The sequence below is a fragment of the Chromohalobacter moromii genome, assembly GCF_023091865.1.
Classification (GTDB): Bacteria; Pseudomonadota; Gammaproteobacteria; order Pseudomonadales; family Halomonadaceae; genus Chromohalobacter; species Chromohalobacter moromii.
The window spans coordinates 251,845-264,837 of the sequence record NZ_JAHXDI010000003.1; the positions used below are offsets into that span (position 1 = coordinate 251,845).

Sequence of the window (12,993 nt, forward strand, 5' to 3'; positions counted from 1 at the left end):
GTTTTGCTCAGTAGGACGAGGGCCAGGCCCGCGCCGCCATGCGCCGAATGAAGGCAGTCGTGGCCTCGGGCCGCATGATGGGCAGCATGTGCCCCGCTTCAGGCTTCACATGCACGAATATCTCGGGACGCTGACGCTGCAGCGTTTCGATATGCAACGCGGGGTCGAGAATACGATCGTGAGCACCGAACATGACGCCTAGCGGCACTCCCAGCGCCGCATAGCGAGGCACCTGTCGAGGCAAGTCGTGCTCGAGCATGGCCAGGTCAGTGGAGGCCGCATGGAAGGCCTGGGGACGTAACGCCAGCAGCCCGCCACCGCAGGTGGCGTAATCCGCAGGCACCGCCTCCGGTGCGAACACCTGCGCCAATGCTTGCCGCGAGGTCACGCGTGTCAGGGGAATGGCGAGTGTCTCGGCCATCCAGCGCCGCCAGCGGGGCGAGCGAATCGCCAATAGACGCATCGCCGGCGGCACATCTGACACCTGCGCGACCAGTGGCGCGAGCAATGCCAGCCCCGCAACCTCCTTGGGATACTCCAGCGCCAGCGTCAGGGCCACCGCACCGCCCATCGAATGCCCCACCACAAGGGGCCGCTCGACGCCCAATGCCTGCCATGCCTCGTATAACGCCTGAGCCTGACAAGCCAAATGAGCGTGCCGGTCGTCGGTGGGAGCGGAATATCCCGCCCCCGGCCTATCGATGGCGATGACGCGGAAATCATGGCTCAGTGCCTGAGTCACCGCATAGGTGAAATGCTGCAGCTGACCGCCCAGGCCATGGATCATGACCAGCGGCGGCCCCTGACCGACATCGACGTAATGCAAGCGCCCACTGGATGTGTCGATGAAGCTGCCGCGCGGCGGTAATCGTGCTTCGGCCTCGCGGGCCAGGTCACGCGTCATGCGGCGCAGCCCCCAGAGGCACACCGCGACAAACAACACACTGAGAAACATGAACCAGATCATGATCAGCATCATGACCACCCAACGACGCGGTTCACGATCTTGCCTCCGGTTTCTGAAAGGCCTGGTAGCAGTGCTGATTGCGCTCTAGCGCGATCAGGCTGTGCTGGTCGAGCCCGGGAATCGCGCGCGGGTACAACGCATCCAGCGCCGTCACGGCATCAGGCGGCACGGTGTTGTAGGGCGGGATATCGTTCCAGCCCAGCAGGAGCTGTCCGCCGGGCCGCAGGCAGGCCACCGTCGAAGCAAAGGCCGTATCGATATCGCCAGGAGCATCCAATCCCCAGCCCAGCACACCGTTACACACCACGGCATCCAGACTTTCGGGCGGCAAATGCGCTGCCAACGCGTTCATGTCAGCGACGATATGGCGCTCAGCGCCGAAGGCTGACTTGACAGGATCGACATCCAAGGTGGTCACGCGACTCGCGGGAAATAAATCGGGATAATCGCGCGTGTACCAAGCGCAGCCGACAAGCAACACATGGCCGACACCGACTTCCCTGGCCAGCGCCGGAAGGATCACCTTCTCCAGCAACTGACGATCGCCATAGCGGTAGCCAACGCGCCACCCCAAAGTGTCGAAGACCCCCAACACACGTGCCATGGCGCGATATGCTTGCAATCTCGCGGGCATCCGCGTCTCCCGGTATCGCGCCCGTGCGGCGCTAGCGCCTTTAGCGTTGCCTACGGTCGGTGCACCTGTCAACGCGGTCGTCGTCATCCGCTGGCAAGCTCAACCAGAAGGCGTTGACGGTCGCATCGCTTTCGCACCAGGCCTCGCCCCCGTGCAACTGAGCCACGGACCGCACGATCGCCAGCCCCAGGCCACCGGTGCCCACCGGCCGCAGGCCACGCCGTACGACGATCCAGCCCAGCCCGCAGGCCAGCACCGCGCCCGCCCCCATGGCGAGCCACAGCCGCAACCGATAGGCCGCCAGCATCCGTTCGCGCTCATCGAGCGTCTTGCCAGCTACCAGGGTCAGGTGGCGCCCGTCATGCTCGAAGGTGCGCCAGGCCAGACGCGTCGACTCGGCGGCAGGATGCGCCCCGAGTCGACCCTCCGGCGCCGGTGGCAGCTCGGGCACCGGCAGGCCCGGCGGATTGACCTCGATCAGCGGCACGCCGTGAGAATCGAGCATCCACAGCAGACTCTCGCGATTGCCCAGCATGTTGGCGTAGAGCAGCGGCCGGCGGCGCAACGCCGCGATGCTCTCGCCGTCGTCCAGAAGCGCTTCCATGCGCTCGAGACGGCCCTGCAGCATCTGGTCATCACGCCAGGCAATCTGTTGGCCCAGGGCATGGTAGAGATAGGCGCCCAGGCCGCCGAGCAGCACCAGGCTCACCAGAGCGAACAGCAGCGACAAGCGCATCGAGAGGGAGGCCGGCGCGCGCATTAGCCGCGATCCTCCAGCACGTAGCCCATGCCACGCTCGGTGTGAATCAGTCGACGCGTGAAGGGATCGTCCACTTTGGCCCGCAGTCGACGCATGGCCACTTCCACCACATTAGTGTCACTATCGAAGTTCATGCCCCATACCTCGGCGGCGATCAAGGTCCGCGACAACACCTCGCCCTCCCGCTCGAGCAGCAGTTGCAGCAGCGCGAACTCCTTATTGGTCAGCGCCAGCCGCGTCTCGCCCCGTGTGACCCGACGTTTCAGCACGTCCATGTGCAGCTCGGCCACCTGGAAGCGTTCCCGCTCACGCAGCGGGCCACGACGCAGCAGCGTCTTCACCCGGGCCAGCAGCTCGACGAAAGAAAAAGGTTTGACCAGATAGTCGTCGGCGCCCAGCTCCAACCCCTTGACCCGGTATTCCACGGCGTCCCGAGCGGTCAGGAACAACACCGGCACCTGGCTGCGGCGCCGGATCAGCCGCAGCAGCTCCCAGCCGTCGAGCCCCGGCAGCATGACGTCGAGGATGATCAGCTCGAAGTCGGCCTCCTCGATCAGGTGCCGGCCGTCCAGCCCGTTCCGGGCCACCTCGACCCGATACCCGGCCTCACCCAACCCCCTGGTCAGGTAGTCGGCGGTCTTGCTCTCGTCTTCCACCAGCAGGATGCGCATGGAGCATGCCCTTTCGATCAATGACGCCACAGGCTAGCCCGTCGCGCGCGGACTGCCCATTACAAAGTCGTAATCCTGCCGTCAGGCAGGCGACGGCAAAGCACTGCCAAGATGCCACCTCCATCACGACAGGAGGTCTACCCATGCGCCTATCCCGCACGCTGATCGCCGCCCTCGGCCTTTGCGCTGCCGCCCCGGCCCTGGCTGCCGACAACCCGCTGAGCGTGCACGTGCTCAACATCCAGTCCGGCCAGCCGTCGCCGGGCGTCGAGGTTCAGCTCGAGAAGCGCACCGAGAGCGGCTGGGAGTCGCTGGCCACCGGGGTCACGGCAGAATCCGGCCGCATCTCGGCGCTCTACCCCGACGACCAAGCTTTCACACCGGGCATCTATCGCGTGACCTTCGAAACCGGTGAGTGGTTCGCCGAACACGATACCCAAACCTTCTTCCCCGAGATTCCGGTGCCCTTCGAGGTGACCGATACCTCGCAGCACTACCATATCCCGCTGTTGCTGAGCCCCTACGGTTACTCTACCTACCGCGGCAGCTAACGCCGCCTCGGCCCGCCAAAAGCAAGAAGCCCCCGGCCTTGGCCGAGGGCTTCTCTGCGTCCTGGACGAAGATCGCTAAAAGCTCAGGCGTTCGCCTCGCGAGACTTCTTGATCAGATCGTAGGCGTTGGAGATTTCCTGGGTACGGGTCTCGGCCATTTCGCGCATGCTCTCGGGCAAGCCCTTGCCGGCGAGCTTGTCCGGGTGGTTCTGGCTCATCAGGCGGCGATAGGCCCGCTTGAGTTCGGCATCGCTGGCATCGGATTCCACACCGAGCACTCGGTAGGCATCGGTCAACGCCTGCTGCGATGTCGCGCCACCGCCCGCCTGCTGCTGACCGCCACGCAACATGGCCTCGATCTGCTCGATCTCAGCTTCGCTGCATCCCAGTCCGCGCGCCACGCGCAGCAGCATGTCATGCTCGGCGGGATGCAATTCGCCATCGGCGGCAATGGCCGAGAGCTGGACTTGCAGGAACACCTGCAACAGTGCGCGCTGCCCACCGGTCACGCGCCGCACCGTGGCCAGTTCGGCATCGAGGTCGAAGTCATCGGCTTTGCCGCGTTCGAAGGCCGCCTTCGCGCGCTCGCGCTGCTCTTCGTTCAAGCGTAAACGCTCAAAAAGCGCTTCGACGACACGCAGCTCGTCACCGCTGACGTGGCCATCCGCCTTGCAGACGCACCCCATGACCGCGAACGTCGAGTCGAGGAACTGGCCCTGCATTTGCGATAGCTTGGAGATGACCACACGGCGTACCAGACGCCGCGCGACCCAATACCCCAATAAGGCACCGATAATCAGTCCCGGCAATTTACCGAACATGAAGCCGAGCCCGGCCCCAATCAAAATGGCGATCAGCATGAAGTTTCCGTCTTGTCGCTAAATGTTAGTCATCGTGGTGTGGCGCACCCCAGCGCTGGCGTATCGCGGTCTCGATACCCTCGGCGTCGAGACCGCACGCCGTCAGCAATTCGGCGGGCTTGCCGTGCTCGACGAAAGTATCCGGCAAGCCAAGATTCAATACCTCGACCTGGACACCTTCGGCGGCCAAGAGTTCATTGACGCCGCTCCCCGCGCCACCGGCGACGACATTCTCCTCGAGTGTCACCAGCAGCCGATGTCGACGCGCCGCCGCGAGTATCGCGTCACGATCCAGCGGTTTCACGCTGCGCATATTGATGTGCGTGGCGTCGAGATTGTCGGCCACCTCGGCGGCGGGCCCGTTCATGCTGCCGAACGCCAGTAGCGCCACACCGTCCTGTGCGCCGTTACGCCGCGTCTCGGCCTCACCGATGGGCAGTGCCTCGAGGCCGGGCGCAAGCGTCGTACCCGGCCCGGTGCCGCGCGGATAGCGCACCGCCGCCGGGCCTTCGTGATGATAGGCAGCGCTCAGCATGGCGCGGCATTCGGCTTCATCGGCGGGTGCCAGCACCACCATGCCTGGAATGCAGCGCAGATAAGCGAGGTCCAGCGCGCCATGGTGCGTGGGGCCGTCTTCGCCGACCACGCCTGCGCGGTCGATAGCGAAGGTGACGTCGAGCTCCTGTACCGCCACGTCGTGGATCAGCTGGTCATAGCCGCGCTGCAGAAAGGTCGAATAGATCGCCACCACGGGCTTCATGCCTTCACACGCCATGCCCGCCGCCAGCGTCACCGCGTGCTGCTCGGCGATCGCCACGTCGTAGTAACGCTCGGGATACTCGCGCGAGAAGCGGATCAGATCGGAGCCCTCGCGCATCGCCGGCGTGATACCGATCAAGCGCGTATCCGCCGCCGCCATGTCGCAGAGCCACTCACCGAAGACATTGCAATATTTGCGCGGGGTCGGGCGCATGACATCTTCGCTGCGGGGCTTGGGCTTGGCTTCAGGCTCGGTCTCGTTGGGCGAGCGCGGCTCCACCTTGGGCGGCGGCTCGCTGGCGGTTTTTTCGAGCTTGGTGATGGCATGGTAGCCGATTGGGTCGGCCTCGGCGGGGCGAAAGCCGCGTCCCTTGCAGGTCTTGATATGCAGGAACTGCGGCCCCTCCAGATTCGCCATGTTGCCCAGCGTCTGCACCAGCGTCGGCAGGTCATGACCGTCGATGGGACCGATGTAGTTGAATCCCATCTCCTCGAACAGGGTCGCCGGGCTGACCATGCCCTTGACGTGCTCCTCGGTGCGCCGGGCCAGCTCCAGCGCGCCCGGCAGGTGCGAGAGCACGCGCTTGCTGTTCTCGCGCATCACCGTGTACGGCTTGCTGACCAGAATGCGTGCCAGATAGCTCGCCATGCCGCCAACGTTCTCGGAGATCGACATCTCATTGTCGTTGAGAATCACCAGCATATTGGCATCGACATGTCCCGCGTGCGCCAGCGCTTCGAACGACATGCCGGCGCTCAAGGCACCGTCACCGATGACCGCACAGACACGGCGCTTCTCGCCCTTGGTTCGCGCCGCCAGCGCCATGCCCAACGCCGCCGAGATCGAGGTGCTCGAATGGCCGACACCGAAGGTGTCATAGGGCGATTCATCGCGCTTGGGAAACGCCGCCAACCCGCCGAACTGGCGAATGGTCGACATCTGCTCGCGGCGCCCGGTGAGGATCTTGTGCGGATAGGCTTGATGGCCGACATCCCAGACCAAGCGGTCATACGGTGTGTCGAGAATATGGTGCAAGGCGACGGTCAACTCGACCACGCCCAGCCCCGCGCCGAAGTGACCGCCGGTACAGCCGACGCTGTACAGCAAATAAGCACGCAACTCGTCGGCCAGCTGGCGCAACTGGGTCGCATTGAAATCGTGTAACGCCGCGGGAGACTCGAGAGTATCGAGCAACGGCGTGGCCGGACGTTCGGCAGGAATCTCGTCGAACAGCTTCATAAGCGTTGTCTACAACCGATCAGTGATCGCGGTCGATCATATGGCGGGCCAGGTCGGCCAAAGGAAAGGCTCGCTCGCCCAAGGGCGCCAAGGCGTCCAGCGCCTCGTCGAGCAGGCCGTGCGCCTTGGCACGGGCGCCTTCCAGGCCGAGCAAAGCCGGATAAGTGGGTTTGGCACGCGCCGCGTCGGCGCCGGTGGCCTTGCCCAGGGTCGCGGCGTCGCCAGCGACATCGAGGATGTCATCCTGAATCTGGAACGCCAAGCCGATGGCGGCAGCGTAGGCATCCAGCGCCGCCACGCGAGGGTCGTCTTCATCAACGGCCGCCAGGGCGCCGAGCCGCACGGCAGCACGAATCAGCGCACCGGTCTTGTAACGATGCATGGTCGCCAGGGCATCGACATCCAACTGGCCACCCACTGCGCACAAATCCAGCGCCTGGCCGGCGGCCATACCGTCACGCCCCGAGGCGTGGGCGAGCACACCCACCATTGCCCCCAGACGCGGTGGGCGCGCCTCGGCGAGCACCTCGAAAGCCAGCGTTTGCAGCGCGTCGCCGGTCAGGATAGCCATCGCCTCGTTATAGACACGATGCACCGTAGGACGCCCACGCCGCATGTCATCGTCGTCCATGGCGGGCAAGTCATCGTGGATCAGCGAGTAAGCGTGGATCAGCTCGATGGCGGCCGCGGGGGCATCCAGTGCGGTGTCCGCAGCGCCCAGTGCGCGGCCGGCGGCATACACCAGCACTGGCCGCAGGCGCTTGCCGCCGCCCAGTACGCCATAGCGCATGGCGGCATCGAGCTCGCCAGCGACAGGCGTCGCGCGCTCGAAAACTTGCGCCAACACTTGCTCGGTACGCGTCCGCGCCGTGGTGATGATGTCACGCTCGGCCAAGGGTTCAACGCTCACCATCGACCTCCCCAGCATCGAAGGGCGTCTCGTGGAAGCTACCATCGGGCTGCTCCAGAAGCGCCTTGACGCGCAACTCGGCGTTTTCTAGGCGTTGCTGGGCATCGCGGGTCAAATGCACACCGCGCTCGAACGCCACTAATGACGCTTCCAGAGACAGCTCGCCCGACTCCAGTTGAGCCACCAGCGATTCCAGACGCGTCAGCGTGGCCGCGAAGTCCTCCGGCGCAGCGTCCTGAACATCCGTTTCGTCGGGCTGGGCGCCATCGCCAACCGATGCATCCTTTTCCACCATGGCGTTTCTCGCTCATCCGTGCGGACCGATGCTACGGCCCGGCTTGCCAAGAGTTGGGCACACAGTATACACCCAAGCCCCGGGGACGCGTCTGCCCCGGCGTGGCCGCCAGCATTGCCGATGCAAAGGCGTTCATGCGCAAGGTGCAGCGAATTCATCCTCAAACTGGGTGCCTGTGCTACGATATGGCCCCTGTCGCTGGGCAGTCTCCTCCCCCTTTTCATGCCTCGGGGGCCTCGGATCGCCCGCTTGGACAGGCCACCACCATACCGATTAGATAAACGTCGCATCAGTCGACGAAAGGGTTGAACCGACAATGGCCAAGACGTCTCTGGACAAGAGCAAGATCAAGATCCTGCTGCTCGAGGGCATTCACCAGTCCGCCGTGGACAACCTGCTGAATGCCGGTTACACCAACATCGAAACGCTCTCCACTTCCTTGTCCGAGGACGAGCTGGTCGAGAAGATCCGCGACGTTCATTTCATCGGCCTACGCTCGCGCACGCAGCTCACCGAGCGCGTATTCGCCGCCGCCGAGCGGCTCACCGCCGTGGGTTGCTTCTGCATCGGCACCAACCAGGTCGATCTCAACGCAGCGCTCGAACGTGGCATTCCGGTCTTCAACGCGCCGTATTCCAATACCCGCTCGGTGGCCGAGCTGGTCCTCGCCGAAGCCATCATGCTGCTGCGCGGTATCCCGGAGAAGTCCGCCCGCGCCCACCAGGGCGGCTGGTTGAAGTCGGCCAAGAATTCCCATGAAGCACGTGGCAAGACGCTGGGGATCATCGGCTACGGCAGCATCGGCGCCCAGCTCTCGGTGCTCGCCGAATCGCTGGGCTTCGATGTCCTCTATTACGACGTGATCACCAAGCTGGCCATGGGCAATGCGCGTCAGGTGGGCTCGCTCGAGGAGCTGCTAGCGCGTGCCGACATCGTCAGCCTGCACGTGCCTGACGTGCCGTCCACGCGCTGGATGATCGGCCGCGACCAACTGGCGCTGATGAAGCAGAGTGCCATCTTCATCAACGCCTCGCGCGGCACCGTGGTGGACATCGAAGCCCTGGCGGAAGTGCTGGAGAGCGGCAAGCTGCTCGGCGCGGCCATCGACGTCTTCCCCGTCGAACCCAAGGGCAGCAACGATGAGTTCGTCTCGCCGTTGCGCGGTAAGGAAAACGTCATCCTCACGCCGCACATCGGCGGCTCGACCTTGGAAGCCCAGGAAAACATCGGCATCGAGGTCTCCGAGAAGCTGATCACTTACTCCGACAACGGCACCACCATCACCTCGGTCAACTTCCCCGAGGTTGCGCTGCCCGCCCATCCGGACAAACACCGCCTGTTGCACATTCACGAGAACGTGCCGGGCGTCATGTCCGAGATCAACAAGGTACTCGGCGACGAGGGCATCAACATCTCGGCGCAGTACCTGCAGACCAACAGCGGCGTCGGCTACGTGGTCATCGATGTCGACAAGGCCTACGGCCCCAAGGCGCTGGAAGCGCTCAAGCGCGTCAACCATACCCTGCGTCTGCGCGTGCTCTACTCCGAGAGCAACTTCGAAGCTTGAGGCACGCTGACCGCCCAACGCAAAACGGCCCCTCCAAGGAGGGGCCGTGGCGTTTTGACCTGCTAGATCCAGCGCCTTCCCTATCGCGGCCTCACGGCGTCTCGTTGGAACGCGAGACATCCGCCGGGTTGCTGGTCGGACCGGTCTGTGGCACGCCGGTCTTGACCTCGCGCTGACCGTCGTCATAGGTATTGACCGTGCAGCCGGCGATTCCCGCCATTAGCAGCACAGCGCCTGCCATTGCCAATAGATAACGCATGAGTTCCCTCTTTTATCGCTTATCGATCCCGAGCCCACCGGCCGATGCCATCGACCAGTGAGCGATTGATGCGACGCGCCTAGAACGCGACTTCCATACCAGCGTAGACGGTCCGCCCCGACGCCGGCTCGAAATAGCGGTCATTGTTGGCATTGATTCGCACATTGGCGAAATGCTCACGGTCGAAGAGATTGCGCACCCCCACGTAGCCCTTGAGCAAGGTATCCCCCCCCAGGTGCCAACCATCGCCGGCGCGCAGGTTGACCAGCCAGTAATCGTCGACCTCTACCTCGTTGGCGTCGTCCGCCACCATGTCGCCGATATACTGCGTCTCGAGCGTCGCGAAGCGCTCGTCGAAGCCCTGCCAGGTCAGCTGGTTCATCCAGGTCTGCTCCGGCAGGCCGGGGATGCGGTTACCCCCGTAGTTACCATCCTGAGTGTCGTATTCGTCGAATTCGTAACTGGCCAGCGTCAAGGCGCTGTCGAGGCGCCAGCTCGGCGTCATCTGCCAGCCCAGCGCCAGCTCGATACCGTCCCGCGAGGAATCACCGGCATTGCGGTAAAAGTCTCGCCCATTTTCATTGTAAGGCACCAGTTCGTCACGCACCCGCACCGAGAACAGCGCCAGATCGTAATCCACGCCATTGTCGAAATTGCCCCGCAGCCCGATTTCGCGATTCCAGGCTTTCTGTGGCTCGACCGACGGGTTGAAGCCGCCTACCCCAGTGGGATTGGCGAATTCAGAAAACGTGGGGGTTTCAAAAGACGTGCCGGTATTGGCATAGACCTGATGTGTCGGCAAATACCGATAGCTCAAGCCGGCCGAGCCGCTCCATTCGCGGAAGGTACGCTCGCCGCTCTGGTCGCCGTCGCTGCCGAAGTCATCGTCGATATCGAAGTCGACGCGGTCGTAGCGGGTCCCCAGCGATAGCGTCAACTTGTCGGTGAGATCCAGATCGCCTTGGGCGAAAATCCCCACAGAGGTCGCCTCCTGAGTCTCGTCAGCGGCTTCACCGCTGACCGTGCCGTCGAATTCGACGTCACGCCGCCAGCGATCGTCTTCCTGACGGGCCACATCGACACCTACGACATAGCGCAGCGGCAGCTCGCCGAGGGTCAGATCCTGATGGTACTCGGCACTCCCACCGTAGTAATCGCGCTTGTAACCAAGAAGACTGTCGCCGGGATAGGGCAGTTGCTGCTCGAAGTCACGCTGCAGATAGAAGCCCTTGACGTACAGCTCGCCCGGCCCCGCGGAAAGATCCTCGTACTGCAGCCCCAGTACCTGCTGGTCGACGTTCTGGCCAGTGTCGTATTCTTCAGTGAAGTCACCAGCCTGGTCGCGGTCTTCGTTGACCTGCTCGCGCGTCAGCCCGCCCGGGTCCTCGGAGCGCGGGTTGTCCAGCAAGTTGACGATGGCCGTCAGTGCCCGGTCATTGCCCAGCTCGCGACGCACCTTGGCATTCAAGTGATACTTCTCGACCTGGCTCTGCTCACGATACCCGTCGAAGTTCAGCGCCGACACACTCACATGGTGCGACCAGGGGCCGTTCACGCCGCCATCGCTGAAGCGATATTTCTGGTAGCCGTCGCTGCCGATCTCAGCGCCCAGGCGGGTCTTCTGATCATCGCGACCATCGGCCGTGGTCACACTGAGAACGCCCCCTGCCGCATTACCGTAAAGCACCGACGACGGCCCGCGAATCACCTCGATCCGCTCGGCGCTGTCGAGGTCGATGGCATCCAGCTGTGCCTGCCCATCGGGCAATGTGTAAGGAATGCCGTCGGTCATCACCGTGACCCCGCGCACACCGAACGGCGCCCGCGCGCCGAAGCCGCGAATCGCCAGGCGCTCGCCCTGGGCGAAGTTGTCACGGTTTTGCAAGAACACCCCGGGCACGGTCGCCAGCGACTCGTCGAGCCGAACACGCTGCTGGCCTTGCGCGATGCTATCGTGGTCGACCACGGAAACGGCGGCGGGTGTGGCATAGAGCTCGCGATCGAGACGCGGCGCCGTCACCTCCATTACCTCTGGCGAAGTCGTTTGGGCGAACGCGACGCCGGAAGCGCTCAAGGCGCCAAGCAGCAAGGAAGCAGGAAGGTAGCGATGGGTCATGGCGATATCGACAGGTCGGGTCTACCGGAAGGCGAAATACCACCGGTGGACGAATTCATTAAGCGGGCAAGCATATTAGCATATCGCACGCATACCCGCCTTACGTCTAATCGCCATTTCGCATGGTGCATGCCTGCGTCATTAAAAGTACGTCGTCATCACCTCCGTCACTGCCAGCGACTCATCGACACACAATACGCGCCGCCACTTGTCGAACGTCAGACACGGATGAGAGGTACCGAAGGCCAGCACATCGCCTACCGCGATATCGGCGTGCTCGGGAATCTCGAGAAACGCATGCTGATCCATGATGTGCGTCGTGCGCCAGCCGCTGACGTCCACGCTCACCGCATCTCCCGCCTCCCGTGGATAGCGGCGTAGCGGCAATGGCAGATCCGGCTCGTGACCGATATCGCGCTTGCCCAGCGCGATGATCGCCAGGCCCGGCTCGGGCAGCGACTGGACATGGGCAAAGACTTCCAGCGCCGGGCGCAGCTCGCCCTCCAGATCGGGATCGCGCGCCTTGATCGCCTCCATCGCGCCGGCATAGAGCTTGTGATCGTGCACCACGTAGCAGCCCGGCCTCAGCACCGGCGTGTAGTGCTCGCGCAGCTCCGCCCTATCGAACGTCTCCGCGATCAGGTCGAACCACTTGGAGCCGGAGGCCGTGACGATCGGCGCCTCGCGTTGAAGTACGCCACTGTCCTGCAACGTGCGGACGGTCTCGACCAATCGCTCGCCGTAGGCACGCACGGCAGCGACTTCATTGCCACCGGCGATCATGCCCTCGTAACCTTCGATGCCGACCAGCGCCAGCGCTGGTTGCTCGGCGATCGCCGCCACCAGCGTCTCGACCTGTTCGGCGGTGCGGCAACCGCAGCGGCCACCGTCGACACCCAGCTCGATCAGCACGTTCAGTGTCAGGTTCCTTTCGGCGAAGAATACCCCCAAATCGCGCACGTTATCGACACCGTCCACCACACAGTAGAACTCCATCCCTGCCTCGATGGCATCCGCCACCAGCGTCATATTGGGATGGCCAACCAATTGATTGGCCATCAACACACGTTCGATGCCGTGAGCATGCGCCGTCACCGTCTGTACCGCCGTCGCCAACGTGATTCCCCAGGCGCCCGCCTCGATCTGTCGCTTGAACAACGCCGGGGCCATGGTGGTTTTCCCGTGCGGCGCCAACTTGGCGCCGTGCTCGTCGGCGAAGCGCTGCATCCACGCCAGGTTGTGGGTCAGCGGCGATTCGAAGACCACCGCCGCCGGCAGCGGCACATCTCGCAGCAGATGCGCCGGACGTGACAGCGGTATGCCTTTTTCCATTTCCCATTGCCCGGGTGCAGCCATCGTATTTTCCTCGCCTCGTTATACATCCTGGGTATTTACTAACACATA

At 63.8% G+C, this 12,993-nt stretch carries 13 protein-coding genes; 2 read left to right on the forward strand and 11 right to left on the reverse strand.

Features of this window, described 5'->3' with window-relative positions:
* Nucleotides 1–7: 7 nt before the first annotated feature.
* The 4 genes from KZO83_RS11205 to KZO83_RS11220 are packed head-to-tail and all read right to left on the reverse strand — an operon-like array spanning nucleotide 8 to nucleotide 3,032.
* The gene (locus KZO83_RS11205) at nucleotides 8–976 is read right to left on the reverse strand and encodes an alpha/beta fold hydrolase (RefSeq protein WP_247620882.1); all 969 of its coding nucleotides are present in this window, start codon (nucleotides 974–976) and stop codon (nucleotides 8–10) included.
* A 22-nt stretch (nucleotides 977–998) separates the two neighbouring features.
* Nucleotides 999–1,601 (reverse strand): class I SAM-dependent methyltransferase, encoded by a 603-nt coding sequence (locus KZO83_RS11210; RefSeq protein WP_178998409.1) that lies wholly within the window; start codon nucleotides 1,599–1,601, stop codon nucleotides 999–1,001.
* A gap of 40 nt (nucleotides 1,602–1,641) precedes the next feature.
* Entirely contained in the window at nucleotides 1,642–2,361 is a 720-nt protein-coding gene (locus KZO83_RS11215; RefSeq protein ID WP_247620883.1) for a hypothetical protein, read from the reverse strand.
* Nucleotides 2,361–3,032 carry a heavy metal response regulator transcription factor gene (locus tag KZO83_RS11220; RefSeq protein WP_247621086.1) on the reverse strand — a complete coding sequence of 224 codons (672 nt, stop codon included), beginning with the start codon at nucleotides 3,030–3,032 and terminating at the stop codon, nucleotides 2,361–2,363. Before KZO83_RS11220 ends, KZO83_RS11215 begins: the two co-directional genes overlap by 1 nt.
* Nucleotides 3,033–3,175: 143 nt before the next feature.
* On the opposite strand from KZO83_RS11220, the gene uraH reads away from it, so the two are divergent.
* Nucleotides 3,176–3,583 (forward strand): hydroxyisourate hydrolase, encoded by a 408-nt coding sequence (uraH, locus tag KZO83_RS11225; RefSeq protein ID WP_247620884.1) that lies wholly within the window; start codon nucleotides 3,176–3,178, stop codon nucleotides 3,581–3,583.
* Between the two features lie 83 nt (nucleotides 3,584–3,666).
* Here uraH and djlA read toward each other — a convergent pair whose 3' ends face one another.
* The 4 genes from djlA to KZO83_RS11245 are packed head-to-tail and all read right to left on the reverse strand — an operon-like array spanning nucleotide 3,667 to nucleotide 7,647.
* The gene (djlA, locus tag KZO83_RS11230; RefSeq protein ID WP_075369106.1) at nucleotides 3,667–4,443 is read right to left on the reverse strand and encodes a co-chaperone DjlA; all 777 of its coding nucleotides are present in this window, start codon (nucleotides 4,441–4,443) and stop codon (nucleotides 3,667–3,669) included.
* A 25-nt stretch (nucleotides 4,444–4,468) separates the two neighbouring features.
* Entirely contained in the window at nucleotides 4,469–6,442 is a 1,974-nt protein-coding gene (gene dxs, locus KZO83_RS11235; protein ID WP_247620885.1) for a 1-deoxy-D-xylulose-5-phosphate synthase, read from the reverse strand.
* Nucleotides 6,443–6,461: 19 nt separating this feature from the next.
* A complete protein-coding gene (gene ispA, locus KZO83_RS11240; RefSeq protein WP_247620886.1) occupies nucleotides 6,462–7,355 on the reverse strand; it encodes a (2E,6E)-farnesyl diphosphate synthase in 894 nt (297 codons plus the stop codon).
* Entirely contained in the window at nucleotides 7,342–7,647 is a 306-nt protein-coding gene (locus KZO83_RS11245; RefSeq protein ID WP_178998413.1) for an exodeoxyribonuclease VII small subunit, read from the reverse strand. Before KZO83_RS11245 ends, ispA begins: the two co-directional genes overlap by 14 nt.
* 316 nt (nucleotides 7,648–7,963) lie before the next feature.
* Here KZO83_RS11245 and serA point away from each other — a divergent pair, with 316 nt between their 5' ends.
* Entirely contained in the window at nucleotides 7,964–9,214 is a 1,251-nt protein-coding gene (gene serA / locus KZO83_RS11250; protein ID WP_178998414.1) for a phosphoglycerate dehydrogenase, read from the forward strand.
* Nucleotides 9,215–9,305: 91 nt separating this feature from the next.
* Here the strand turns inward: serA and KZO83_RS11255 are convergent, their stop codons facing one another.
* The 3 genes from KZO83_RS11255 to KZO83_RS11265 form a co-directional block, all read right to left on the reverse strand.
* Nucleotides 9,306–9,473 (reverse strand): hypothetical protein, encoded by a 168-nt coding sequence (locus KZO83_RS11255; protein ID WP_178998415.1) that lies wholly within the window; start codon nucleotides 9,471–9,473, stop codon nucleotides 9,306–9,308.
* A 79-nt stretch (nucleotides 9,474–9,552) separates the two neighbouring features.
* Nucleotides 9,553–11,589, reverse strand: coding sequence for a TonB-dependent receptor family protein (locus KZO83_RS11260; RefSeq protein WP_247620887.1), 2,037 nt, complete (start codon nucleotides 11,587–11,589; stop codon nucleotides 9,553–9,555).
* Between the two features lie 141 nt (nucleotides 11,590–11,730).
* Nucleotides 11,731–12,945 carry an amino acid deaminase gene (locus tag KZO83_RS11265; RefSeq protein WP_247620888.1) on the reverse strand — a complete coding sequence of 405 codons (1,215 nt, stop codon included), beginning with the start codon at nucleotides 12,943–12,945 and terminating at the stop codon, nucleotides 11,731–11,733.
* Nucleotides 12,946–12,993: the final 48 nt, after the last annotated feature.